Source organism: Labrys wisconsinensis (assembly GCF_030814995.1).
Taxonomy (GTDB): domain Bacteria; phylum Pseudomonadota; class Alphaproteobacteria; order Rhizobiales; family Labraceae; genus Labrys; species Labrys wisconsinensis.
Genome location: NZ_JAUSVX010000013.1, coordinates 47778 through 72935, shown reverse-complemented (window position 1 = coordinate 72935; position 25158 = coordinate 47778). Strand labels below are relative to the sequence as shown.

The window sequence follows — 25158 nt, the reverse complement described above, 5'->3', positions numbered from 1 at the left end:
GGTCCCGAAGCGCCGAGCTCTACGCCCACGACCCCCACCCTTTATCCCTCCCCGCAAGGGGGAGGGAAGACACAAGCATCGCACAAATCCTACGACGACCAGTCTCGCCCGACCAGAGCCTTCCCACAGTTAGCGCCTGTGGGACTTGATCCGGCCATGACGTCGAGGTTCTCGCGCGACGCCAACACCGCCCGCCACCGTCACGATCTCGCCTGCGGATTGCGAACGGGCCGACCGCCCGACCCCCGCCCGGCCCTTGCCGTGCCGGCCTGCAGACAGTACATCCCATCCATGCTGACGGCCGAACCCCTCAAGCTCCTGGCCTTCGACGAGGATGATCTCGCCGTGATGTCGACGCATCTGCAGGATGCGCAGGTGCGGCCGGCCGAGATCGCCTGGTTGCCGGCCGAGCATCGCTTCGCGCTGGTGGTCGACCGCTTCGACTGGTGCGCCGCCGATTGCGGCGAGCGCCGCCGGCGCCGGACCGGCCTGCATTTCGAGCGCGTGCTGGCCGTGCGACGCTCGCAGTTCCAGCAGGAGGGCGACACCGTCTCGAGCCTCGTCGCCGTCGCTTTCGCGCCGGGCGAGGCGCCGGCCGGCAGCATCATCCTCAGCTTCGCCGACGGCGCGGCCATCCGCCTCGACGTCGAGTGTCTGGAGGCCGCCATGGCCGACCTCGACACGGGGCGGCCCTGTGCGGATGCGCCCGTCGCGGCCCTGGAGAGATAGCCGATGCCGCTCCGGCTCGACGCCCGCGATCCCGCCTTCGAGACCGCATTCGCAGCCCTGCTCGCCATGAAGCGCGAAGTGTCGGAGGACGTCGACCAGGCGGTGCGCGCCATCCTCGCCGATGTGGCCGAGCGCGGCGATGCGGCGCTGGTCGACTTCACCGCCCGCTTCGACCGCCTCTCCCTCACCCCGCAGACCCTGCGCATCGCCCCCGGCGAGATCGAAGCGGCGCAGGCGCGCTGCGAGCCGCGCGCGCTCGAAGCACTGGCGCTCGCCGCCGAGCGCATCGGCGCCTATCACCGGCGCCAGAAGCCGGAGGACCTGCGCTTCACCGATGCGCTCGGCGTCGAGCTCGGCTGGCGCTGGACCGCGATCGAGGCGGTCGGGCTCTACGTGCCCGGCGGCACCGCGGCCTATCCCTCCTCGGTGCTGATGAACGCCATCCCTGCCAAGGTCGCGGGCTGCCCGCGTGTCGTCATGGTCGTGCCGGCGCCCGACGGCGTCCTGAACCCGCTGGTGCTTGCGGCGGCGCGTCTGGCCGGTATCGACGAGATCTATCGCATCGGCGGGGCGCAGGCGGTGGCGGCGCTCGCCTACGGCACGCACACCATCGCGCCGGTTGCCAAGATCGTCGGGCCGGGCAATGCCTATGTCGCCGCCGCCAAGCGACGGGTGTTCGGCCGGGTCGGCATCGACATGATCGCCGGCCCCTCCGAGGTGCTGGTCATCGCCGACGACACCGCCGAGCCCGCCTGGATCGCCGCCGACCTCCTGGCCCAGGCCGAGCACGACACGGCGGCCCAGTCGATCCTGATCACCGACAGCCCGGCCCTGGCCGAGGCGGTGGAGCGGGCGGTGGCGGACCAGCTCGCGAGCCTGCCGCGCCGCGACATCGCCGGGGCGAGCTGGCGCGATTTCGGCGCGATCGTCACGGTGGCGGCGCTCGCCGACGCGGTGCCGCTCGCCGACCGCATCGCCGCCGAGCACCTGGAGATCATCGCCGCCGACGCCGAGGGCCTGGCGGGGCAGATCCGCAATGCCGGCGCCATCTTCCTCGGGGGCCACACGCCCGAGGCGATCGGCGACTATGTCGGCGGCTCCAACCACGTGCTGCCGACCGCCCGTTCGGCGCGCTTCTCCTCCGGCCTCGGCGTGCTCGACTTCATGAAGCGCACCTCGATCCTCAGATGCGGGCCGGCCGAGCTTGCGAGCCTCGGACCGGCGGCGATCGCGCTGGGGGAGGCCGAGGGGCTGGCGGCCCATGCCCGGTCCGTCGCGATCCGCAGCAACGCCGTGTAGGCCATGTCCGCCGGACCGCCCCAGCGCCGCCTCGTCGCCGTTCACTTCGACGAGCGCAGCATCGGGCGCGGCACCCCGGACCAGGAGCATGAGCGCGGGGTCGCGGTCTACGACCTGCTGGAGGAGAACGAGTTCTGCCCCGAGGGCTATGACGGCGGGCCCTACGCGCTGTCCCTCTCGCTGCAGGAGGGGCGGCTGGTGTTCGACATCCGCACCGAGGCGGGCGAGTCGGTGGTGGTGCACATCCTGTCGCTGACCCCGTTCCGCCGCGTGGTGCGCGACTATTTCATGATCTGCGAGAGCTATTACGCCGCGATCCGCAACGCCTCGCCTTCGCAGATCGAGACCATCGACATGGCGCGGCGCGGCCTGCACAATGACGGCTCGGACCTGCTGCGCGAGCGCCTGGCGGGCAAGATCGCCCTGGATTTCCCCACGGCCCGGCGCCTGTTCACCCTGATCTCCGTCCTGCACTGGAAAGGCTGAGCGGTGGGCGAGGGGCGGCGCCCGCAGTCCGTGCTCTTCGCCTGCGGGCACAACGTCATCCGCTCGCCCATGGCCGAGGCGCTGGCGCGCTATTATTTCGGCGGCTCGATCTTCTTCGCCTCCGCCGGCGTGCGCACCGGCGATCCCGATCCCTTCGTGCCCGCGGTGCTGGAGGAGATCGGCATCACGCCGGCGAGCCACCGGCCGCAGACCTTCGAGGAGCTGGAGGAGCTGGAAGGCCTCAACTTCGACCTGATCGTCACGCTGGCGCCGGAGGCGCATCACAGGGCGCTGGAGCTGACGCGCACGCTGGCCGCCGAGGTGGAATACTGGCCCACCCCGGACCCCAGCCTCGCCCAGGGCAATCGCGAGCAGCGGCTGGAGGCCTATCGCGACGTCCGGGACGCGCTGATCCGGCGCATCGGCGCGCGCCTCGGCGATTGAGGCCGGCTGCGCGGGGGCGCCGGCCGGGTCCGCCGCAATTGCGCCAAACCGGTCGGGTTTTCCTCCAAGCCGACGCGTTGCGGAATCCGCCTCGCATCACTATCGTGCGCCGCGACGATCCGGAGGCTTTCGATGCGCGTTCTGCGTTCCCCGTTCCTGCCTGCTGTCCTGGCCACGGCGCTGGCGGGCTGCTCCATGTTCGACTCGCCGACGCCGACGGGGGCCACGCCGATCATCCCCAAGCCGATCCAGGCCGCCGATCTGCCCTTCCCCTTCGACCGGACCCTGGTCGCCGTCTCCTACAAGGACCAGCGCTTCAAGGACGACCGCCCGAGCATCCTGGTCTCGCAGAACAATCGCGGCACCGGCTATTCCGCCTGCAACAACTGGTCGGCCACGGTGCTGGCCCGCAAGGACAACACCATGGCGGTCGGCCCGGTCGCCATCAGCAAGCGCGTCTGCGACGCCCGGCTGATGCACAACGAGCAGGTGTTCCTGTTCGTGCTCAAGACGGCGGCGCAATGGAAGTTCGACGGCCGCACCCTCACCATCAACGGCCCCTACGGCCCGATGACTTTCGAGCCGGCGGCATAGGCCGCCGAGCCGTCTCCTGGATTCGCGGAGCGTCGGGGGCCGCCTCGACGGCGCGGCCCCCCGGCGACCCGATTCACCCCGCCGTGCCGAACGCCTGCAGCGGCGCGTCGGCGATGCGGCCGGTGCCGCCCTCCGTCTCGATGGCGATCCGCCGGTCGTGCAAGGCGACCAGCGAGGAGCGATGGCCGATGGAGACGATGGTGGTCTGTGGCAGCGCCCGGCGCAGCGCCTCGTAGACCGCGGCCTCGGCCTGCTCGTCGAGGGCGGCTGTCGCCTCGTCCAGGAACAGCCATTGCGGCTTGCGCAGCAGCGCCCGCACGATGGCGACGCGCTGCTGCTCGCCGCCGGAAAGGGCGTTGGTCCAGTTCTCGGCCCGGTCGAGCTGGTCGTCGAGATGACCGAGGCCGACCGTCTCCAACGCCGCGCGCAGCGCATCGTCGGGATAGGCGGTCTCCGGCGAGGGATAGGCCAGCGCCGCCCGCAACGAGCCGAGCGGCATGTAGGGCCGCTGCGGCAACAGCATCACCGTCTCGCCCTCCGGCACCTCGATGCGGCCCGAGCCGAAGGGCCAGATGCCCGACAGGGCCCGGAACAGGGTGGTCTTGCCGGAGCCCGACGGACCCGTGACCAGGGTGCGCTCGCCCCTGCGGAAGACCAGGGCCGCCTTGTCGAGCAAGGGGCGGCCGTCGGGCAGGGTGAGCGCCAGATCGGTCGTCGACAACGCCCCTCGATCCTTGCCGGGTTCCACGCCGATCCCCTGCATCCGGCTGGCCTCGACCTTGGCGATGGCCTGGTCGAAGGTGGTGAGGCGGTTGAGGATCGCCTTGTACTCCGCGATCGAGGAATAGAAGTTGATGAAGAACGAGAACGAATCCATCACCTGACCGAAAGCCTGGTTGGTCTGGGTCAGGCTTCCCAGCTTCATGGCGGCATTGGTGAAATAGGCCGGTGCCAACAGGACCAATGGCAGCACGTTCATGGCCTGGCCGAAGCCGTTGACCCAGGAACCCAGCTTCACCTGCCGGATCGCCAGATCGATGGTGATGCGGAAGATGGCGGCGAACCGGTGCATCAATCCGCCGGTCTCGGTGGTCTCGCCGTTGAGCAGGGCGATCTGCTCGGTGTTCTCGCGCACGCGCACCAAGTTGAAGCGAAAATCAGCCTCGACCTTCTGCTTGCGGAAATTGAGTCCCACCAGCTGGCGGCCGATCAAGTGGCTCACCATCGTCGCGATCACGGCGAGCGCCAACGACATCCAGACGAGATAACCGGGGATGACACTCAGGTCGAAGCCGCCGATCCGATACGGAAACTGCGCCGAGATGCTCCATAGGATCTGAATAAAAGCATAGAGCGTCAGGCTGGTTACGAAAATCTGGACGTAGAATCCGGTCGTGTTCGCGACGAAGTCACGCACGTCTTCGGAAATGCGCTGGTCGGGGTTGTCCGTCGGCCCAGCCTGCAAAGCCATGCGATAGTGGGTTTTATTGCCCAGCCATTCATCGAGATAACGCTTGGTCAGCCAGCGGCGCCAATGAACGCGCATAAGTTCTGTCAGGTAGTATTCGAACATATAACGAATGATATAAATTGCAGCAACAATTGAAAACGTTAGAATTGCCGACCAGAACGTTGCGACGTCCTTATCTTGCAAGGCTGTAAAAAGCTTATTGTTATTGTAGTTGAACAACACCGTCAGGTATACCTGAATGACGTTCAGAACGATAATGACGGCGAACAAGCCAAGCCCGATCCACCGTTCCGGCATCCGCCAAGTGCCGAACCAGCCCAGCTCCAGTTCGCTCGACTCGCGGGCCTCGAAATAGGGCGCCGCCTTGTCGATGACGCCACGGACCACCGGGATGAAGCAGACGCCATAGTTCACCAGCGCCAGGGCCGCCGCGACCAGGGCGGCATGGGGTGGCGGCAGGAAGGGCACCAGCACATCCGGGACGAAGCCCGCCTCATTCGCCGCCGTGATCGCCCCGAGCAGCAGGAAGGAGAGGGCGAACAGGCCGATGAGGAAGCTCATGATCGTCGGCAGGCGAGCCGACAGCGCCAGCACTCCCGCCAGGATGATCGCCGCGATCGGAAGATAGACCGGCGCAGTGCTGAAGGTCGTGCCGGCGCCGAAGCCGAGGGCGGCCAGGATGGAGAGGCCGGCGAGGATGCGGATCATGCGGGAAGCCTTCTTGGCGCGGAGCAGGATGGCTCCTTAGCAGACGCAAAAAATGTCACGAGCAAGGAAGGTCCGCAAATGACGAAGCAGTAAGCTTGGCCAGCCGTGGCGTTGCGCCCAACAAAAAAGGCGCGCTCGACGCGCGCCTTCGTGAGTTCGGAATCCGGCGGCGCGGTCAGACGGTCTTGAGGTTGCCTGCCGCGGCCTTGCCGGTCTTGCGATCGGTCAGGATTTCGTAGCCGATCTTCTGGCCTTCGCGCAGTTCCGACAGGCCGGCGCGCTCGACGGCGGTGATGTGGACGAACACGTCGCGGCCGCCGTCATCCGGCTGGATGAAGCCATAGCCTTTCTGGGTGTTGAACCACTTCACGGTTCCGGTGCTCATGGGTAGTCCTTGTGTTCGGTCTGGAGGGCTTGGGCGAGGCGCGCCGCGCGCCGCGTCCGGTGTTGACGTTTGGGGAGGTGTCCTGAACGTGCGCCCTGCAGAGCAGAAGCGAAACGGCCCAGCCGTCCGGCCAAATCGAGGCGATTTGGATATCATGAACTCGCGCCGGCTCACAAGGGCGGGCGATGGGCGGGCGATGGGGCAGACGACAGGCGTGTGACGGTGCGAAAGCTGTTGCCAAGGAAGCAGCGCATGGCGTTTCAATCCACGAATGCTTCGCACCGGGTTGCCGATGGTTGGATCATGATCACGTTCCTGCGCCTTCTCCTCGCCGCCGCGTGGCTGGCCGCGGCCGTGCCGGCGCTCGCGGCCGACGACGTCGACCGGGACTGCTCCACCGGCACCGCCGACCAGCGCGTCCCCGCCTGCAGCACGCTGCTCGAGCGCACGCTGAGCAAGCCGACCCGCGCCCTGGTGCTCTACCGGCGCGGCACCGCCTATGCCGACCGGGGCGACGACGCCAAGGCGATCAGCGACTTCACCGCGTCACTTGCCCTGCAGCCGCGCGACACCACCACCCTGACGGCACGCGCCGGCAGCTACGGGCGCCTCGGCAAGGCGGACGCTTCGCTCGCCGACTACGGAGCGGCCATCGATGCCGACCGCAAGTCGGCGCTGGCGCGGATCAACCGCGGCTTCGCGCTGCTGAGCCTCGAGCGCTACGGCGCGGCGATCCGGGACTTCGACGATGCCATCGCCCTCAACCCGCGCCAGGCGGAGGCCTACAAGGGGCGGGGAGATGCGCATCGCGCCCAGGACGACCAGCTCGCGGCCCTGGATGACTATGCCGCGGCCATCCGCATCGACAAGACCTACCGCAACGCGATCTACGGCCGGGCGCGCAGCTTCATCTCCATGCGCGACTATGGCCGCGCCATCGCCGAGCTCGACCGGGCGGTCGACCTCGACCCGCAGTTCGACTCGGCCTATTTCAGCCGCGGCTATGCGCGCTGGCAGCTCGGCGACACCGAGGGCGCCGTCGACGACTACACCAAGGCCCTGTCGCTCAGCGCCGAGTTTCCGGCCGCAAGGCTGGAGCGGGGCCAGCTCTACGCCTCGCTGCACCGCTACGACGAGGCCATGGCCGATTTCGACGAGGCGATCCGCGAGAAGCCGTCCGACGCCGACGCCTATGTCTCTCGCGGCACGACCTGGCGGGCGCTCGGCGACTATCAGCGCTCGGCCGAGGACCTGACCAAGGCGATCGACCGGGCCAAGGGCCTCGCTACGCCCTATGACGAGCGGGCCCAGACCTATCTCCTCGACGACCGCACCGACGAGGCGCTGAGCGACGCCAATGCCGCCATCGCCATCCGCTCCGACGTGGCGGATTTCTACACCACGCGCGGCCGGATCCACGAGGCGCGCGGCGAGCGTGACCTCGCCATTGCCGACTATCGCAAGGCGGTGACGCTCGACTCCGGCCAGAAGGAGGCCCGAGCCGCCCTGTCGAGCATCGGCGCCAAGCCCTGAGCCGGATGTCCCGGGCTGGGCCAGAAGGCCCGGCCGGGAGGCGCCTCCCTACCGTTCGCCGGCGATGCGCTCGATCTGGGCGCCGCAGGCGGAGAGCTTGCGCTCCAGCTGCTCGAAGCCGCGGTCGAGGTGGTAGACGCGGTTGACGGTGGTCTCGCCTTCGGCGGCGAGGCCCGCGATCACCAGCGAGACCGAGGCGCGCAGGTCCGTGGCCATCACGGGCGCCCCCTTGAGCACCGACACGCCCTCCACCGTCGCGGTCTGGCCGTCGAGATGGATGCGCGCGCCGAGCCGCGCCAGCTCCTGCACGTGCATGAAGCGGTTTTCGAAGATCGTCTCGGTGATCCTGGACGTGCCCTTGGCCCGGGTCATCAGGCCCATCAACTGCGCCTGCAGGTCGGTCGGGAAGCCGGGATGCGGCGCCGTCGTCACCGAGACCGGGCCGATGCCGTGGCCGTTGCGGCGCACGCGGATGCCTTCGTTGGTGGCGGCGATCTCGGCCCCCGCTTCGGTCAGCACGTCGAGCGCGGTCTGCAGCAGCTCGGGCTGGGCGCCCTGCAGCAGCACGTCGCCGCCGGCCATGGCCACGCACATCGCATAGGTTCCGGCCTCGATGCGGTCGGACACCACGCTGTGATGGGTGCCGTGCAGGCGCGAGACGCCGGTGACCTCGATGGTCGAGGTGCCGGCGCCGCGCACCTTGGCGCCCATCTTGGTGAGGCAGTCGGCGACGTCGACGATCTCCGGCTCGCGCGCGGCGTTGAGGATGACCGTGGTGCCATGGGCCAGCGTCGCCGCCATCAGCGCGGTGTGCGTGCCGCCGACCGTCACCTTGGGGAACTCGATCTCGGCGCCCCTGAGGCCGTCCCTGGCGGTGGCGACGACATAGCCGTTCTCGATCTCGATCTGCGCGCCGAGGCGCTCGAGCGCCATCAGCAAGAGGTCGACCGGCCGCGTGCCGATGGCGCAGCCGCCCGGCAGCGACACCCGGGCCTGCCCCATGCGGGCGAGGAGCGGGGCGATCACCCAGAAGCTCGCCCGCATCTTCGACACCATCTCGTAGGGCGCCGTCGTGTCGACGATGGTGCGGGCATCGAGCCGCACGGTCTGGCCGGTGAGCTCCATCTCGCCCGGCCGCTTGCCGGCCACGGTGACGTCGACGCCGTGATTGCCGAGGATGCGCGCCAGCTGCGACACGTCGGCGAGGCGCGGCACGTTGGCGAGGGTGAGGATGTCCTCGGAGAGCAGGCTGGCGATCATCAGCGGCAGCGCGGCGTTCTTGGCGCCGGAGATCGGGATCACGCCGTTGAGCGGCGCGCCGCCGACGATCTTGATACGGTCCATTGGACATCCTTCACGGGAACGGCCCGCCCGGCGACGCAACCGTCCGGGGGAAGGGGCGGCGAGGGGCGGGGCGGCAGGCTACGCTGCAACACGGTTAACCCTTCCGAGTAAATGAAGCACAAAGGCCGGACAAGGGCGAAGCCGCGACCGGCCTCAGGTGTCGCGTTCTTGTGGCTTTTGCGCATCGCCCGGCGCCTCTTCCGGCTCCTGCCGGGCCGCCGCGCGCGCCCGCGCCTGGCCCTTGCGCCGGGCGAGGTTGGCCCGCAGCGCCTTGGCCAGGCGCTCGGCCCGGGCATCGGCCTCGCCGGCCGGCTTGTCCGCCTTATCCCGCATCGCCTTCACCAATAGGCTTGCACAGCACGCCCCCTTGTGGCACTAGGGCCCCGCAAAGCGCAACCGCGCGGGCGCTGCCGTAGCTCAGTGGTAGAGCACTCCATTGGTAATGGAGAGGTCGACAGTTCAATCCTGTCTGGCAGCACCATCTATCTCCCTGGAATTGCTTGGTGAACCGCTCCGCGCCCTTGCACGGCATCGGCGAGGCATGGCGCAGTTGCCGGCGTCGGGCTTCTCCAGGCGCGCCGGTGGCGCCATCGAGGCTGGCATGCAGCTCCGCCCGTGTCGCGAATGCCGCGTCGAGGAGCCTGAAATCGGCCGTGGGGAGCCGCAATGAAAGGCCGCCCCGCAGGCGGCGCGTGGGGTTCGCCCGAAACAGTTGGACCGTGCTCGGTCACTTGCCGTTCTCACGAAGAAAGGCGTATGGTCCCTGGCACTTGGGCAGGGGCCTCGCAATGCTCGTTTCTGCGAAGAACGCCGTTGTGAGTTTGGGAGTATCTTGTCAGACAGCCCATCAGATCCGCCGACATCACCGGTTGATCGCCACGGCGCTCAATGATCAAGATCTCAAATGGCAATCATCATTCTTCGATAACCTGATAACGCCACCTTCCGCGGTGGTCTCCCTGTTTTCGTCCGGAGACATTTCTGAAGTTCGTGCCGAAGAAATTGGCATGTACCAGCGCGTTGTATGGAGTAATCACGGTTTATTCTTTTGGCATGAACAGTGAGACAGAGATATATTATCGAGTAAATACACATATTTGTTGAGAAAGACAATAAAATTATTGCATTCGGTTGAGAATATCGTATTCATCATTTCAAATACGCAGAATAATCTATCTGGACTGTCGCGCGAGATCGAAGGCCTCAATCTACGTATCCATGAGCGTGATGTCGAAGAGATCATAGGAGTTGTCGGGCGTTACTTTGATGCCGAATGTCGGTTTCTGTTCATAACAAATCCCGATATCGGACATGTGCCGCAGGTTGTCGGCAACTCTCGTGGTTATATAATCGAGCATAATACCGAAACATGGCACGGCAACACGGCAGCATGGCAATTCATTATCCGGCAATTTTTCGGATATTACGATGATATTGCAGATAGTCGCGCCATGGATCGCCTGGACTATCTTGTGGAGCAGCATGAAGGGCTGCGGCGTCAACACGCAAGCCTCCGTCGCCGACATCGTGCGCTGCGTGAGCGGCTGAACGATAGCGCTTCAACGCCAAGACAGGCGGCGGAGCGGCCGCCGGACCAGCTGCCCGTCGCCGCGACGGCCCTGAGAAGGGTGAAATCGGCGATAGAGGGTCTCCGCTGGAAGGAACGCCCCAAGGTGGCGATGACGGCAGGTGGGGAATGGAGTGCCTCCCTGGAATGGGACGGTGAAACGGGCGACGCTCCAAGCAATGGGAGCCAGGGATGAGCGGCCCTAAGGAAGCGTTGGCGAATAACTGAATCGAAGTAGCGCGGGGAACCCCTCTCCCGGCTGGGAGAGGGGCAGGGGTGAGGGACTGAGCTTTACCAGAAAGAGTGGAGCGTTTTACCTGCCGTTGCTTGAGCCTGCATTTTGTTGGTGATGCGTTCAGACCCTCACCCCTGCCCCTCTCCCAGCCGGGAGAGGGGATCGCGCCCATATCATCTGAAGCACTTATTTGTGGACGACGCCTAACCAGCTTCTCGTGGCTTAAGCCACGAATTGACTTTGCATTCTCCATGCAAAATCAACGCTGCTCAGGTTATTGACGTGTAGGCAGGTTCTGGAGAACCTGCTCAGCGGCGCGAACCCGCTCACCCCAGCGCCAGCGCCCTTGCCATCTCGTTGCGCATGATCGTCAGCGCTTCGTCCCCGCCCAGGCCGGGCTTGGCGAGCATGACCTCGGGGCGGAACGCCAGCCCGATATGGGCGCTGACGCGGGCCGACTGGTCGGTCTCGTTGGCGCTGCCGCCCAGCAAGACCTCCATGCCCCTGTCGCGGCAGGTCGACACGGCCGCCATGCTGTTGGTGATGCAGCCGAGATCCGGCATCTTGACGTGGAGATAGTCGCCGGCGCCGGCCGCGGCGAAGGCCGCGAAGTCGTCGAGCGTGTTGCACCATTCGTCGGCGCCGATGCGCAGCGCACGCCCGCGCCGGCGCATTGTCGCGGTCAGCTCGGCATAGATCTCGATCTGCGCGGCGCGGCTCGCCGCCAGCCAGGGACACTCGATCCGCAGCGCCAGGGGAGCGGCGGCGTCGGCGAGGCGCTCGAGGAAGTCGGCGAGCCGCCCGTCCGGCGCAGGGAACAGCCGTCCGAGATGGCCGCTCATGTCGAACTGCAGGGTCGGCCGATAGGCCTCGCCGCCGAGCTGCGCCACGCGCGCGGCGACGCGGCCGACATGCCCGACGAGCGCGTCCCCGCCCGGTCCGAGATGCCGGTCGAGATCGGTGACGAAGCTGTGCGGCAGCACCTCCACCCGCTTGAGGATCAGGCGGTCCAGCGTGTCCCGGTCGTCCAGGCCGGCGGCGGCCAGCAGGGGCGGCGCTTCGCGCGGCGGCGCCAGGCCATAAGCTTCGGCGATCAGGCCGGCCATCGGCCGGCGCTGCGCCAGCGACGCGGCATGCAGCAGCGCCTGGCCCACGCCGTAGCGGACGGCGGCCGGCCAGCGGGCGCCGTCGGCGTCGGCGGCATCGAAGCCCGTCGCCAGCGCCCGCCACGCCGCAATCTCCGCGCCGATGAAACGCTCGCGCAGGGTGGCGCCGAGCCGCGGCAGCACGCGGTCGGGAAGGAAGGGCGGCTCGCGGCCGCCCGAGCCGGCATAGGCCACGTCGACGCAATCCCCGAAGCCGACCAGGCCGTCCTCCAGCACGAGCAGGACCGAGAGGCTCTCGGCGGGCTCGACGATGCGCGAGAAGCCCGGCGTCAGCGCCGCGCCCCGCCAGTCGAAGCCGTCCGGCACGGCGCCGGCCCGGATTGCCGCGGCATCGATGTGGAAATGGCCGGCGCTGCCCTTGGCGAAGCGCACCTCGCTGATCTTCACGGGACCCTCCCTGCCGGCCGTTCCGGCCATGTCCGCGGCGCTTCGCCGAAGCGTTCGGCGAGCCGTTCGGGATCGACCGCGAGCTCCGGCGGCGTCGCGACCAGGGCGAAGCTCGCATCCTCTCCGTCGAGGGCCAGGGCGAGATAGCCGGGGCCGCGCTGCGCGAACGGCACGAGCCCGTGGCTGGCGCGCCCGATCATCGTGGCGCTCGGCAGCCAGACATGGGTGGTCCCGTCCAGCACGAGCGTGCGATGGTGATGGAGGTGGCCGGAGACGACAAGCTGCAGCCGGGCTGGCCCGATGGCCGCCGCGAGCCGTGAGCGCGCCGCCCGGCAGACGAGATTGGGCTGGTCCGCCTCGGATCGCGACCAGATCGCGAAGGGCTTGTGCAGCACCAGGGCGATCGGCCGGCGTCCGGCATCGCGCGCGGCCTCCTCGAGCCAGGACCATTGCTCGCCCTCGCCGGGAAGGCCGGTGTCGAACAGCTGGGCGTTGAGCCCGATGATGCGCCAGCCGGCGAGATCGGTCGCGAACCGGTCGTGCCCATGCGCGGCGCGATAGGCCTCGACCCGCGCTGATGTGACCGCTTGCTCCATCCATGGCTCGGCGACATTGTCGCCGACATCGTGGTTGCCCGGCACGGCGAGCACGGTCGGTGCCAGCGCATGCACCGCCTCGGCGGCGAAGGCGCGGTCGTCGGCGTCGTCGCAGTCGTCGAGCACGAGGTCGCCGGCGAGGACCACCGCGGCCGGCGCGAGCTCGGCCAGCGTGCCGCGCAGATGGTCCCAGGCCGGCTGGGCATAGGCGCGCCGTCCGGACAGATGCGGGTCGGAGATCAGCGCGAGGACGGAGCGCGTCATCACGACGCCCTCATGTTGCCGGGACCGAAATCCATCTGATGCGCGGGATAGGGGCGCCAGTCGAGATCGGACCGGATGCCGTAGAACATGTTCTGCTCGAACAGCAGGACCATCGGCGGATCCTCCCATTCCAGGATGTCGAGCATGCGCGTGTGCATGCGCCGCCGCTCGGCAACGTCGGAGGTGGCGGCCATGGCCCGGGCGAGGGCGTTGAACTCCTCGTTGGACCAGCTTTCCTCGGTCGTCTGCACCGCGCCGGTCGGACCGAAATTGCGGATCATGCCGCCGAGCGGATCGGGATAGAGCGTGACGGAGGAATAATTGTACATGCCCGAGCCCGGGCGGCGGTACCACTGGGCATAGTTCTCGACAATCTCGATGGTCACGTTGATGCCGACGGTGCGCCACATCTCCACCAGCGCCTCCGTCGTCGGCCGCTCGGCGAGGTAGTAGGTGCCGGTCATGCGCAGGGCGATCGGCTCGCCGCGATAGCTCGATTCCCGGACGAGCCGGCTGGCCTGGTCGGGGTCGAAGGCCGGGGCCGGTCGTTTCGGATCGTAGAGCGGCCCGTAGCTGGGGGACTGGAAGCCGTTCGGCACTGTGGTCCGCCCGAGCCAGATCGAGTCGACGAGGAGCTTGCGGTCGACGGCGAGGCTGAGGGCGCGGCGGAGCTTGACGTCCTTGAGCTGCGGGTTGTGCCTGACGTCGAGCACGACCATGCGCGTCACGTTCGAGCCCGCCTCGACCACCTTGAAGCCCGGCCGGCCCTCGATGTCGGGGATCTGGTCGGGCGCGATGTCGGTGGCGATATCCCAGTCGCCGGCGAGGAGGCCGGCGATGCGTCCGGCCATCTCCGGCACGGCGCGGAAGCGCACCCCGGCCAGGGCCGGCCGTCCGCCCCAATAGGCGTCGTGCGCCGCGAGCGAGATGCCGTAGTCGCGCCGGATCTCTTCGACCCGGTAGGGGCCGGTGCCGATCGGCCGCATGGCCCAGGCCTGCCAGCTCGGCGCGGCCCGGAAGGCGGCGGCGCTGACGATCTGGCCGCCCCAGGCGGCGATGCGCCGGTCGAACACCGGATCGTCGGTGTTGGCGATCAGGCGGACCGTGCGGGCATCGATCTTCTCCGCCCGCTGAAGCGTCGGCAGGAAGGCCGTTGCCGCTGCCCGGCCGGGGGCATTCGGCCCCAGCAGCCGCTCCTCGCCGAGGGAGAAGACCACGTCGTCCGCCGTCAGGTCGCGCCCGTCGTGGAAGACCACGCCCTGGCGCAGCACGAACTCCCAGGTGCGGCCGTCGACCCGCGACCAGCGCTCCGCCAGGGCGCCGCGGACCGCCATCGCGTTGCGATAGTCGAGCCCGAGCAGCCCCTCGAAGACATTGTACTCGGTCCGGTACCAGACCGAGGTCGTGCCAGGCGTGTCCATCGGCTCCATCGTCGGCGGCAGCGACTGGGACGCGACGGTGACGATGCGGCGCGGATCGGCGCCGGCGGCCGGCGCGGCTGCGAGAACCGCCGCCCCGGCACCGGCGGCAAGGACTGTACGTCGTGAGATGCGATGCATCGCGGCCTCCCCTGGCAGACAGGCAGAGGGGTACGAAGAGCCCTTGACCCCGGGATGACAGAATGTGACTGATCGTGCCGTCTGATGACCGCTTTGCCGCCCGGCCGGCGGCCAGGCAGGCGGAAATGCTCAGGGAGGCCCGGCATGCTGCCCCCGGCCAGACGGCAGCGCATTCTCGAACGGCTGGCCCGGGGCGGCGAAGTCGAGGTCGCCGGGCTTGCCGCGGAGCTCGGCATCTCGGTGGAGACCGCCCGGCGCGACCTCACCGCGCTGGAGCAGCGCCGGCTGCTGCGCCGCGTCCATGGCGGCGCCGTGGCGCTGCCCTCTCCCGCCCTGCCGCCGGTGCGCTCGCGCATCGACCGCGCCGGCGCCGCGAAGGCCGACATCGCCGAGGCGGCGCTGCCGCTGGTTCCGGCCGGCGCGCATGTCTTCCTCGGGGCGGGATCGACCATGCTGGCGCTGGCGGCCCGCCTCGCCGACCTGCCGGTGCGCACGACCTTCGTGACCAACATGATCGACATCGCCGTCGCGCTGCGGCGGGGCGTGCACGAGGTGCATCTGACGGGCGGGGAGGTGGACGCGGACACCCATGCCGTCGGCGGGCCGGAGGCGCTGCGGTTCCTGGAGCGGCGGCTCTTCGACCTCGCCATCACCGGGGCGGCGGCGATCGACGCCGAGCACGGCGTGATGGGACCGACGGCGGCCCATGCCGCCATCACCGAGATCCTGCGCCGGCGGGCGCGGCGCCGGATGGTGCTGAGCGATCATTCGAAATTCGGCCGAAGCGACCGCTACGGCCAGGGCGACCTCGCCGAGATCGACGTGCTGGTCACCGACCGGCCGCCGCCCGAGCCCTTTCCCGCGCGCCTCGCGGCCGCCGGGGTGCAGCTGGTCGTCGCCCGCGGCCGGCGCGAATGAGGGCGCGAGCGCGCCGGTCCGGCGTCGGCGATGCGTCTCAGAGGCGCCCGCCGTGGAGCAGGATGCGCGAGCCCGGACGCTCGGCGACGGCGAGCTGCTGGCGGAACCCGCCCTGGCCGGTCTCGTGGATGCGCGGCAAGGCCGGCTCCGGTGCGGGCCCGAGCAGCGAGCGCCCGGTCATGGTCGCCGCGGCCGGCAGGCCGAAGGCGTCGAGCACGGTGGGGGCGATGTCGACGATGCCGCAGGGGCGGCCGTCCCGGACACCCGCGGCAAAGCCCGGGCCGCGCGCGATCAGGACGGTGTTGAGCTCGTGGCGATTGAGCCCGCCATGCATGCCGCCGCCGACCGGCACGTCGCCGGCCGTGACGATGCCGATGCCGGGATTGCCGAAGCGGTCGGGACGGTCGTCGGAGCGCAGGACATAGACCAGCTCCGGCGCGCGCGCATGGTCGAGGCCGACCAGCGAGAGCGCGAACGTGCCGGGAATGACGCCCTCGACCTCGTTGCGGCCGGGCGAGAACAGCATGCCCGTGAAATCCTGCGCCATCAGCCAATGCGCGATCGCGTCCCGGCGCGCGGTCCCGCCCTCCAGGATGCGGATCTCGCCCATGTCGCCGCCGGTCATGGCGAAGCTGGCGCCGCCGGGGTGTCCGGCGGCCTCCAGCATGTCGGACAAGGCCAGCTCCGCGCCCATGGTGATCTGGCCGTGGTCGGACATCGCGATCACCGTGGTGCGGTCTGCGTCCGCCTGCGCCTCGAGCCAGTCGAGGATGCGCCCGAAGGCGGCGTCGGCCGCCGCGATCACGGCAAGCGTCTCCGGCGAGCCGAGGAAGCGGTAATGGAACGAGGTGTCGGGCTCGTTGAACCAGATCAGCGCTACGTCCGGCTGGCGCACGGCCAGCACATGCTCGGTGAAGACCCGCGCGGCGTAGTCGGTCTCCTCGAAGCGGGGCAGGGTGCGCGGCGGCAGCGGCCCGAAGCGCGCCACGATCTCGTCGACGGCCTCCGGCGTCGGGGAGGAGTCGCGTCCCAGCACCGAGAAGGTCCAGTGCCCGTTGGCGCGGGCGCGGGGATTGATGCAGTGGGTGGCGCCGGCCGAGCCGGTGTGAACGACCGCGAGCCGGCGGCCTGCCCGCGCCAGGACGTCGCCGAAGGTCTCGGCATCGACCAGCCGGCCGCCGGTCGCCCGTTCGGCGAGGGCGATATCCTCGGCGCGGCCGAGATCGAGCACCCGCTCGCGGGTCACCGACGGGAACAGGAAGCTGTTGCCGACGATGCCGTGCACGGCCGGCGGCGCGCCCGTGGCGATGGAGGCGGTCGACGGGCGCGTCACCGAGGGGAACACGCCGCGCGCCTCGCGGAACCAGCTCGCGCCGGCGGCGAAACGGGCAAGATGCGGCATCCGCTCCGGGGTGACGAAATCGGGCCGGAGGCCGTCGAAGACACAGATGACGATGCGATCGGCGCCGGCTTCGGCCATGGCTGGGCTCACTGCAGGGTGGGGTCGAGGCGGTCGCGCAGCCAGTCGCCGACGATGCTGACGGCGAGCGTGGTCACGACGATGGTGGTGGCGGGCGCGAGCATGATCCAGGGGGCGCGCGTGAGATAGTCGCGGCCATAGCCGACCATGTTGCCGAGGCTCGTCATCGGCGGCTGCACGCCGAGGCCGAGGAAGGACAGGCCGCTCTCCATCAGGATGATCTCGGGGAAGGTCAGGGTCATCGAGACGATCAGGGTCGAGGCGATGTTCGGCAGGATGTGCCTGATGTAGACGCGGAGCGGACCCGCACCGATCTGCCGGACGGCGCCGGCATAGCCCTGCGCCCCCGCCGCGACGGCGAGGCCCCGGGCGATGCGGGCATAGCGCTCCCAGCCGTAGAGCCCCATCAGCCCGACGAAGAGCGTCAGCGTGTTGCCGAAGAAGGCGAGCACGGCCAGCGCCAGGATCAGGAACGGCATCGCCGCCTGGAAATCCGCCAGCATCAGCACGACTTGCTCGACCCGGCCGCGGAAATGCGCGGCGAGGAAGCCCATGGTCGTGCCGAAGCCCGCGGAAAGCAGCGTTGCGCCGAAGGCGACCAGCAGCGAGACGCGGATCGAGACGATCAGGCGCGAGAGCACGTCGCGGCCGAGCTCGTCGGTGCCGATGAGGTGCGGCAGGTGCAAGGGCGCGGCGAGCCGGTTGCGCAGGTCGGGCGTGGTGAAGCCGTATGGCGCGACGACGTCCGCGAGCAGCGCCACGGCGATCACCAGCGCGATCCAGCCGAGCCCGAGCCGGACCAGGGCCGGCATGGTCCGGCGGCGTCGCGCACGCCTGTCCGGCGCGGGCGTTGCGGCGGGCGCGGCCTCGATCCCGGCCATGTCAATGGGCTCCGGCGGCGCCGCCGCGCAGGCGCGGGTCGAGCGCGCCGTAGAGCAGGTCGACCGCCAGGTTCGAGATCACCATGGTGAAGGCGACGAGCAGCAGGATGCATTGCACCACCGCCAGGTCGCGGCTCGCGACCGAGACGACGAGCAGCCGCCCGACGCCGGGCCAGGAGAACACGCTCTCGACCACCACGGCGCCGGCGATCAGGTTGCCGACCATGAAGCCGATGATGGTGACGGTGGGGATCGCCGCATTCGGCAGCGCGTGGCCGCGCACGACCGCCGGCCAGGGCACGCCCTTGGCGCTGGCGGTGCGGATATAGGGCTGCCCGAGCACTTCGAGCATGGCGCTGCGCGTGAAGCGGGCCAGCACGGCCGCGCCGCCGATGCCCAGCGTGACGACCGGCAGCAGGGCATGGATCCAGCTCTCCTGCCCGCCGGAGGGAAGCCAGCCGAGCTGCACGGAAAAGACCAGGACGAGCACGAGGCCGAGCACGAAGCTCGGCACGGCGAAGCCGGCGACCGCGGCCATCATCACCAGGCGGTCGACGGTGCTGCCCCGGCGCAGCGCCGCCAGGATGCCCGCCGGCACGCCGATGCCGATCTTGAGGATCAGCGCCGGCACGGTCAGCGCCAGCGTCGCCGGCACGCGTTCCAGCACGATCTCCAGGGCCGGGCGGCCGTCGCGCATCGAGCGGCCGAGCTCGCCCTGGGCGATGGCGCCGAAATAATGGATGTATTGCAGCCAGATCGGGTCATCGAGGCCCCAGGCCTTGCGGAAGGCCGCGATCGCCTCCGGCGGGGCTTCGTTGCTCATGATGATGAGGGCAGGATCGCCCGACAGCCGCAACACCACGAAGGCGAAGGTGACGACGAGCGCGATGGTCAGCAGGGCGCGCCCGAGACGGATGAGCAGGAAGCGCACCATCAGCCGGCCGCCTTCCGCAAGCCGGCCTGCTCATGGGCCACGTGACAGGCGGCGAGGCGCCCGTCCGCCAGCGCCAGCAGGGCCGGGCTCTCCACCCTGCAGCGCTCGCGAACGGCGCGGCAGCGCGGATGGAAGGCGCAGCCCGGGGGCCGCGCCGCCGGATTCGGCGGATCGCCGTCCAGGATGATGCGCCGCGCCCGGCGCCCGGGGACGGGAGCGGCCGAGACCAGCGCTTCCGTGTAGGGATGGGCCGGGGCGGACAGCACGCGGTCGGTCTCGCCGGCCTCGACGATGCGGCCGAGATACATCACCGCCAGGCGGTGGCTGACATGGCGGACCACCCGGAGATCGTGGCTGATGAAGAGGAGGCCGAGGCCGGCCGCCTGCTGGATGTCGAGCAGCAGGTTGACCACCTGGGCCTGGATCGACACGTCGAGCGCCGAGACCGGCTCGTCGCACACCAGGAGATCGGGATCCGTGACCAGGGCGCGCGCGAGGACGGCACGCTGGCGCTGGCCGCCGGACAGCTCGTGGGGATAGCGGCGGCCGTGGTCGGCGCCGAGGCGCACCGCGTCCAGCACCGCCAGCGCCTTCGCCTCCCGTCCCCGCGCGTCGCCGATCCGATGCACGTCCAGGGGCTCGCGGACCTGCTCGAGAATGGAAAGCCGGCGGTCGAGCGCGCCGAGAGGATCCTGGTAGATCATCTGCATGTCGGCGCGCAGCCGCCGCCAGCGCGCGCTTCCCGCCGTCGGCAACGGCGCGCCGCGGAACAGGACGTCGCCGCCGTCGGGCCGTTCGAGACCGAGGGCGAGGCGGCCGGTGGTCGACTTGCCCGAGCCGGATTCGCCGACGAGGCCGAGCGTCAGGCCGCGCTCGACCGAGAGAGATACCCCGTCCACGGCGCCGACGGACGCGGTGCGGCCGAATATCCCCTGCCGCATCGCATAGCGCCGCGAGACGTCGCGCAGCTCGAGCAGGACCTCGGTCATGCCGTCGCCGCCTTGGCCGGCATCGTCATGCGGCTCTCCGACAGGACGCAGGCGGCGAGGCGCCCCGGCGCGATTTCGGCCAGCCGCGGCACCGAGGCCTCGCACACGCCGAGACGGTGCGGGCAGCGCGGCGCGAAGGCGCAGCCGGGCGGCATGTCCAGCGGACCCGGCACCTGGCCTTCGATCGGCTCCAGGCGACGGCGCGCGCCCTCCAGGGGTGGCAGGGCGGCGAGCAGGCCGCGCGTATAGGGATGCAGCGGCGCGGCGAACAGCGCTTCGGCGGTCGCCGCCTCGACGATGCGGCCGCCATACATCACCAGGACGCGTTCGCAGGTCTCGGAGATGATGCCGAGGTCATGGCTGATCAGCACGATCGCCATGCCGGTCTCGCGGCGGATCGAGGCCATGAGATCGAGGATCTGCGCCTGGATCGTGGCGTCGAGCGCGGTCGTCGGCTCGTCGGCGACCAGCAGGTCCGGCTGGCCGGCCAGCGCCATGGCGATCATCGCCCGCTGGTTCTGGCCCCCGGAGAGCTCGTGCGGAAAGGCGTGGAGACGGCGGGCCGCATCGGGAATGCCGACGAGATCGAACAGCCGCCTGGCCTCGGCGCGGACCGCGCCGCCGGACAGGCCGCGGTGCAGCGCGAGGGCCTCGCCGACCTGGCGGCCGATGGGGATGACCGGATTGAGCGAGCTCGCCGGGTCCTGGAAGATCATGGCGATGCGCCCGCCGCGGACGCGGTCGAGGTCCGCCGCCGGCGCGCCGATCAGCTCCCGGCCGTCGAGGCGGACGCTGCCGGTGACCCCGGCGCTGCGGGGCAGCAGCCCGAGCGCGGCGAGCCAGGTCACCGACTTGCCGCAGCCGGATTCGCCGACCAGGCCGAGCGTCTCGCGCCGCGCCACCGTCAGGTCGATCCCGTGCAGGACGGTCACGCCGTCGAAGGCGACGGAGAGATCGGCGATCTCCACCAGAGGCCGCGGAGCGGCCTCTGGTGCGGGAGGCCGCGGAGCGGCCTCTGGTGCGGGAGGCCGCGGAGCGGCCTCTGGTGCGGGAGGCCGCGGAGCGGCCTCTGGTGCGGGAGGCCGCGGAGTGGCCTCTGGTGCGGGAGGCCGCGGAGTGGCCTCTGGTGCGGGAGGCCGCGGAGCGGCCTCTGGTGGGAGCGGCGGCGCGGCGCTGCCGGCCGGGACCGTGCGCGCCGGCATGTTGTGGCGAGGCGTCGAATGGGGCATCACGGCAGCCGCTGTTCCGGCGGCCAGGGCAAAGGCCGCCTCGTCCCAATGCAGTCGATGGTCAGTTCTGGGCGAAGGCCTGGTTGGACGGCCCGAAATTCAGATCGAGCGTCTGCCCCGGCACCCAGGGCAGGTCGCGGCGCTTGCCGTAGAACTGTCCCGAAACGTGCAGGATGACGCAGGGCGGATCGTCGCGATCGATGATCTCGAGCATCCGGCGCAGGATGCGGCGGCGCTCCGCCACGTCCGTGCTCTCCTTGAGGCGCGTGCCCAGCCCGAAATATTCGTCGTTCTTCCAGATGCCGTTCTGCCTGGGCATCTCGCCGTTCGGCCCGAACACCCGCCAGGCCTGCCCGAGATGATCGGGAAAGATCGCCGTGCAGGAATTGTCGTAGATCGCATTCACCGGCTTGCGGTAGATCTGCGTCCAGTTCTCCACCATCTCGATCCTGACGTCGAGGCCGACGGACCGCCACATCTCGAGCATCGTCTGGGCCCCGGAGACCTGGTTGGTGTAATAGTTGTTGAGCAGCCGGTAGGTGATCGGCTCGCCGCCATAGCCGCTTTCGCGCACGAGCTGGCGGGCGAGCTCCGGATCATAGGCGAGCGCCGGGTAGTCCTCGATATAGCCGGCGCCGAAGCTCGGCAGCTGGAAGCCGTTGGGGACCGGGACGCGGCCATCCCAGAGCGCGTCGACGAAGAGCTTGCGATCGAGCGCCAGGCTCAGGGCCCGGCGCAGGCGCGGATCCCTGAACACGGGCGCTGTCTGGTCGATGCCGAGAGAGCGGATGTTCTGCACCGCGCCGCCCACCACCTCCAGCCCCGGCCGGCCGGCGATGTCGGCGAACTGGTCCGGCGGCAGGTCGGTGATGAGGTCGACCTCGCCGGTCACCAGCGCGTTGATGCGCGAGGCGAGCTCGGGAACGATGCGGTATTCGATGCTGCGGAAAGCGGGGCGGCCGCCCCAATAGCCGTCATGGGCGGCGAGGGTGACGTCGATGTCGAGCCGCTGGCCGACGATGCGATAGGGCCCGGTTCCGACCGGCGCGGCCGTCCATTTGTCCCAGGAGCCGGCGGCCTGGAAGGCGCGGCTGCCGACGATCTCCGCCCCCCACGAGGCGAGACGCTGCTCCAGCAGCGCATCGTTGGCCTTGGCGTGCACCACGACGGTATGGTCGTCGACGATCTCGGCCCGGTCGATGGTGTCGAGGGTCTGGATCGCCGTCGCCTGGCCGGACCGCTTCGGTCCGAGCACGTGATCGGGCCCGAGCGAGAAGGCGACATCCTCAGCCGTGAACGGGCTGCCGTCATGGAAGGTCACGCCGCGGCGCAAAAACAGGCGCAGCGAGCGATCGTCCAGCCGCTGCCAGCGTTCCGCCAGCGCCGGACGCAGCCCCATGCCAGCGGTCTGATCGAAGGCGATCAGCGTGTCGAACATCTGCGGCACCACCCGCCGGGTGGCCGTGTGGTTGAACAGGGCGGGCTCCACCGCCGGCGGGAAGCCGGACATGGCGACGGTGAGGCGCTGCGATTCCCTGGCGGGCGCAGCTCTCACGCCGGCGGCGCCGAGCAGGCCGCCGGCCAGGCCGCCGATGACCGCCTGTCGCCTCGTCACGGAAAAGTCCGCCATGTCCGTCTCCTCTACCCCTGTGCCGGAACTGGTAGAGGCTGCGCATGAAACGCATGTGACCGTTCTTGAGGGTTTGAGTTCTATATTGATGGTTTTTGTTGTAACTTCCGGCAACCCTGAGACGAAATGAGCCAGTATGGGTTGCCGAAGCTGTGCAGGGTTTGTGTCGGCGCCAAGACGGTCACAACCAGCATCAAGAAGAAACAAATTCTCTCAGACTTTCACATTGATGTCGCAATCGCCGCCGTAGCTAGCCGCCGCGAGATCGGCGATTCCCATCGCGCCGAACGGGAAAGGGAGGGCCATGGCCGGCCGGAACGGGGGCTCAGCGGCGGGCCGGGGCGGACCCGTCATCGGCGCGGAGCGCCAGCGCGTCATCCTGGAGCTGATCAACCGCGGCGAGATCGTCTCCGTCGGCGACTTCGCCGACCGGTTCGGCGTCTCGCAGGAGACCATCCGGCGCGACATCCGCAGCCTCGAGGACGCCGGCCGTCTGCGCCGGGTGCATGGCGGCGCCGCGCCCAAGCGCACCTTCGATCTCACCGCCCGGCGCCCGGTGGTCGAACGCCTCGCCGTCGACCGCGAGGCCAAGCAGCGCGCCGCCAGGGCGGCGCTGGCGCTGTTCGAGGACGAGATGAGCGTCTATCTCGGCGCGAGCTCGACCATGCTGATGGTCGCCGAAGAGCTCGCCCGCAGCGAGAGGACGCTGACGATCACCACGAACATGATCGACATCGCGATGGTGACGGCCGCGTCCGGCCGGTGTGCCGTGACCCTGCTCGGCGGCGTGGTCAACCCGCAGACCCGCACGGTCGGCGGCTTCGAGCTGTTGAAGAGCCTCGAGCATCGGCTGTTCGATCTCTACGTCTTCGGCGCGAGCGCGGTGAGCGCGACCCACGGCGTCCTCGGGCCGACGATGGGCCACAACGTGCTGGTCCGGACCTTGTGCGACCGGTCCCACCGGATCGCCGTCGTCGCGGACAGCGCCAAGTTCGGCCGGCGCGACGCCCACGTCGTGCTGCCGCTCGACGCGATCGACGTCCTCGCGACCGACGCGCCGCCGCCCCGGGACCTGGCGGCGGCGCTCGATCGGGCGAATGTCACCGTTCTGTTACCCCGGCAGAGCGAAAACAGCACCGCAGATGGAACCGATTCCGAGAGCACCGCAAGCCGATGACCCTTTTGCTCGCCAATGCCCGCATCGTGCGCACCGACGCCGTCGTCGAGGATAGCCTGGCCATCCGCGACGGCCTGTTCGCCGAGGCCGTCGCGGGCGCGGACCGCGACACCATCGATTGCGAAGGCGATTTCCTCATTCCCGGCCTGGTCGATCTCCACACCGACAATGTGGAGCATCACGCCCATCCGCGCCCGGCGGTGCGATGGCCGTCCATGCTTTCGGCGGTGCTCGCGCATGACTGGCAAGTCCTCGGCGCCGGCGTCACCACCGTGCTCGACGCCCTCTCGCTCGGCGACTACGACAGCGCCGGCGCCCGGACCGCCATGCTCGATGGGGTGATCGGGGCCCTGACCCAGGCCCGGTCCGCCGGCCTGCTCCGCGCCGACCACTACCTGCATTTCCGCTGCGAATTGTCCGATCCCGGGCTGATGCCGATCCTCGATCGCCACGTCGACAACGATCAGGTCAGGCTCGTGAGCCTGATGGACCACACGCCCGGACAGCGCCAATGGCACGACCTGGCGCTCTTCCGCGAGTTCCGCCGCAAGAAGAGCGCCCGGGTGTGGAGCGACGAGGAGTTCGGGCTCTATCTCGCCGAGCGGCAGGCCAATCAGCGCCAGCTCGTGCCGCCGAGCCGCGCCCGCCTCGGCGAGATCTACAACGGCCGCAACATCCCGATCGCCAGCCATGACGACACGACCGTGGCCGATGTCGAGGAGTCGCATGCCAACGGCGTCGGCATCAGCGAATTCCCGACCACGGCCGCCGCCGCCCGGCGGGCGCGCGAGCTCGGCATGACCATCGTCATGGGCGCGCCGAACGTCGTCCTCGGTGGCTCCCATTCCGGCAATGTCAGCGCCATCGAGCTGGCCGAGCGGGGCCTGCTCGACGTCCTGACGTCGGACTATGTGCCGGGCAGCCTGCTCGACGCCGCCTTCAAGCTCACCGCCCTGGGGCTCGATCTTCCCCAGACGATCGCGATGGTCTCCGCCAATCCGGCCGATGTTCTGGGCTTCGGCGACCGCGGCCGGATCGCGCCGGGCCTCAGGGCCGACCTCCTGCGCGTGCGGCTGGTCGGCGGCGTGCCGACGATCCGCGCCATCTGGATCGCCGGGCGCCGGCTTCTGTGACGGCAGCCCCATGCCCGGCG

24 protein-coding genes and 1 tRNA gene are annotated in these 25158 nt (G+C 69.6%); 12 read left to right on the top strand and 13 right to left on the bottom strand.

Features of this window, described 5'->3' with window-relative positions; all coding sequences use genetic code 11:
* The first annotated feature begins 156 nt into the window (after positions 1-156).
* The 5 genes from QO011_RS28430 (at position 157) to QO011_RS28410 (ending at position 3552) form a co-directional block, all read left to right on the top strand.
* On the top strand, positions 157-729 hold the full coding sequence (locus QO011_RS28430) for a DUF2948 family protein (protein ID WP_307279847.1): 573 nt from the start codon (positions 157-159) through the stop codon (positions 727-729).
* Between the two features lie 3 nt (positions 730-732).
* A complete protein-coding gene (hisD, locus tag QO011_RS28425) occupies positions 733-2028 on the top strand; it encodes a histidinol dehydrogenase (protein ID WP_307279845.1) in 1296 nt (431 codons plus the stop codon).
* Positions 2029-2031: 3 nt separating this feature from the next.
* On the top strand, positions 2032-2514 hold the full coding sequence (locus QO011_RS28420; RefSeq protein ID WP_307279843.1) for a UPF0262 family protein: 483 nt from the start codon (positions 2032-2034) through the stop codon (positions 2512-2514).
* A 3-nt stretch (positions 2515-2517) separates the two neighbouring features.
* A complete protein-coding gene (locus tag QO011_RS28415) occupies positions 2518-2958 on the top strand; it encodes an arsenate-mycothiol transferase ArsC (RefSeq protein WP_307279841.1) in 441 nt (146 codons plus the stop codon).
* A 132-nt stretch (positions 2959-3090) separates the two neighbouring features.
* Positions 3091-3552, top strand: a complete 462-nt coding sequence (locus QO011_RS28410) for an META domain-containing protein (RefSeq protein ID WP_307279839.1) — start codon at positions 3091-3093, stop codon at positions 3550-3552.
* Between the two features lie 73 nt (positions 3553-3625).
* Here QO011_RS28410 and QO011_RS28405 read toward each other — a convergent pair whose 3' ends face one another.
* Positions 3626-5731: an ABC transporter ATP-binding protein/permease gene (locus QO011_RS28405; RefSeq protein WP_307279836.1), complete on the bottom strand. Its 2106-nt coding sequence runs from the start codon at positions 5729-5731 to the stop codon at positions 3626-3628.
* A 175-nt stretch (positions 5732-5906) separates the two neighbouring features.
* Positions 5907-6116, bottom strand: coding sequence for a cold-shock protein (locus tag QO011_RS28400; protein ID WP_307279833.1), 210 nt, complete (start codon positions 6114-6116; stop codon positions 5907-5909).
* A 303-nt stretch (positions 6117-6419) separates the two neighbouring features.
* Between QO011_RS28400 and QO011_RS28395 the strand changes: the two genes are divergently transcribed.
* Entirely contained in the window at positions 6420-7649 is a 1230-nt protein-coding gene (locus QO011_RS28395; protein WP_307279832.1) for a tetratricopeptide repeat protein, read from the top strand.
* A 48-nt stretch (positions 7650-7697) separates the two neighbouring features.
* Here QO011_RS28395 and murA read toward each other — a convergent pair whose 3' ends face one another.
* Both murA and QO011_RS28385 read right to left on the bottom strand, forming a co-directional pair.
* Positions 7698-8993 (bottom strand): UDP-N-acetylglucosamine 1-carboxyvinyltransferase, encoded by a 1296-nt coding sequence (murA, locus tag QO011_RS28390; RefSeq protein WP_307279829.1) that lies wholly within the window; start codon positions 8991-8993, stop codon positions 7698-7700.
* A 153-nt stretch (positions 8994-9146) separates the two neighbouring features.
* On the bottom strand, positions 9147-9326 hold the full coding sequence (locus QO011_RS28385; RefSeq protein ID WP_307279827.1) for a hypothetical protein: 180 nt from the start codon (positions 9324-9326) through the stop codon (positions 9147-9149).
* Between the two features lie 73 nt (positions 9327-9399).
* On the opposite strand from QO011_RS28385, the gene QO011_RS28380 reads away from it, so the two are divergent.
* The 3 genes from QO011_RS28380 to QO011_RS28370 all read left to right on the top strand — a co-directional run bounded on the left by QO011_RS28380 (position 9400) and on the right by QO011_RS28370 (position 10756).
* A tRNA-Thr gene (locus tag QO011_RS28380) sits at positions 9400-9474 on the top strand.
* A gap of 307 nt (positions 9475-9781) precedes the next feature.
* Positions 9782-10057, top strand: a complete 276-nt coding sequence (locus QO011_RS28375; RefSeq protein WP_307279823.1) for a hypothetical protein — start codon at positions 9782-9784, stop codon at positions 10055-10057.
* A 57-nt stretch (positions 10058-10114) separates the two neighbouring features.
* Positions 10115-10756 (top strand): hypothetical protein, encoded by a 642-nt coding sequence (locus QO011_RS28370; protein WP_307279819.1) that lies wholly within the window; start codon positions 10115-10117, stop codon positions 10754-10756.
* A gap of 365 nt (positions 10757-11121) precedes the next feature.
* Here QO011_RS28370 and QO011_RS28365 read toward each other — a convergent pair whose 3' ends face one another.
* From QO011_RS28365 to QO011_RS28355, 3 genes are read right to left on the bottom strand one after another with little or no spacing between them, the layout of a single operon-like run.
* A complete protein-coding gene (locus tag QO011_RS28365; RefSeq protein WP_307279817.1) occupies positions 11122-12348 on the bottom strand; it encodes a methylaspartate ammonia-lyase in 1227 nt (408 codons plus the stop codon).
* Positions 12345-13208, bottom strand: a complete 864-nt coding sequence (locus tag QO011_RS28360) for a metallophosphoesterase family protein (RefSeq protein WP_307279815.1) — start codon at positions 13206-13208, stop codon at positions 12345-12347. The genes QO011_RS28365 and QO011_RS28360 overlap by 4 nt, the downstream gene beginning before the upstream one ends.
* A complete protein-coding gene (locus QO011_RS28355; RefSeq protein ID WP_307279813.1) occupies positions 13208-14767 on the bottom strand; it encodes an ABC transporter substrate-binding protein in 1560 nt (519 codons plus the stop codon). Before QO011_RS28355 ends, QO011_RS28360 begins: the two co-directional genes overlap by 1 nt.
* Positions 14768-14911: 144 nt before the next feature.
* Here QO011_RS28355 and QO011_RS28350 point away from each other — a divergent pair, with 144 nt between their 5' ends.
* Positions 14912-15685 (top strand): DeoR/GlpR family DNA-binding transcription regulator, encoded by a 774-nt coding sequence (locus tag QO011_RS28350; protein ID WP_307279810.1) that lies wholly within the window; start codon positions 14912-14914, stop codon positions 15683-15685.
* A 37-nt stretch (positions 15686-15722) separates the two neighbouring features.
* Here QO011_RS28350 and QO011_RS28345 read toward each other — a convergent pair whose 3' ends face one another.
* The 6 genes from QO011_RS28345 to QO011_RS28320 all read right to left on the bottom strand — a co-directional run bounded on the left by QO011_RS28345 (position 15723) and on the right by QO011_RS28320 (position 22828).
* The gene (locus tag QO011_RS28345) at positions 15723-17165 is read right to left on the bottom strand and encodes an alkaline phosphatase family protein (RefSeq protein ID WP_307279807.1); all 1443 of its coding nucleotides are present in this window, start codon (positions 17163-17165) and stop codon (positions 15723-15725) included.
* 8 nt (positions 17166-17173) lie between these two features.
* Positions 17174-18046: an ABC transporter permease gene (locus QO011_RS28340; protein WP_370882023.1), complete on the bottom strand. Its 873-nt coding sequence runs from the start codon at positions 18044-18046 to the stop codon at positions 17174-17176.
* Position 18047: 1 nt separating this feature from the next.
* Positions 18048-18980: an ABC transporter permease gene (locus tag QO011_RS28335; protein WP_307279804.1), complete on the bottom strand. Its 933-nt coding sequence runs from the start codon at positions 18978-18980 to the stop codon at positions 18048-18050.
* Positions 18980-19969, bottom strand: coding sequence for an ABC transporter ATP-binding protein (locus tag QO011_RS28330; RefSeq protein ID WP_307279801.1), 990 nt, complete (start codon positions 19967-19969; stop codon positions 18980-18982). The genes QO011_RS28335 and QO011_RS28330 overlap by 1 nt, the downstream gene beginning before the upstream one ends.
* A complete protein-coding gene (locus QO011_RS28325; RefSeq protein ID WP_307280321.1) occupies positions 19966-20940 on the bottom strand; it encodes an ABC transporter ATP-binding protein in 975 nt (324 codons plus the stop codon). The genes QO011_RS28330 and QO011_RS28325 overlap by 4 nt, the downstream gene beginning before the upstream one ends.
* Before the next feature lie 319 nt (positions 20941-21259).
* A complete protein-coding gene (locus QO011_RS28320; protein WP_307279797.1) occupies positions 21260-22828 on the bottom strand; it encodes an ABC transporter substrate-binding protein in 1569 nt (522 codons plus the stop codon).
* A gap of 304 nt (positions 22829-23132) precedes the next feature.
* On the opposite strand from QO011_RS28320, the gene QO011_RS28315 reads away from it, so the two are divergent.
* A complete protein-coding gene (locus tag QO011_RS28315) occupies positions 23133-24005 on the top strand; it encodes a DeoR/GlpR family DNA-binding transcription regulator (protein WP_307279794.1) in 873 nt (290 codons plus the stop codon).
* Complete coding sequence (locus QO011_RS28310; protein WP_307279791.1) at positions 24002-25138, top strand: alpha-D-ribose 1-methylphosphonate 5-triphosphate diphosphatase; 1137 nt, start codon at positions 24002-24004, stop codon at positions 25136-25138. The genes QO011_RS28315 and QO011_RS28310 overlap by 4 nt, the downstream gene beginning before the upstream one ends.
* Positions 25139-25158: the final 20 nt, after the last annotated feature.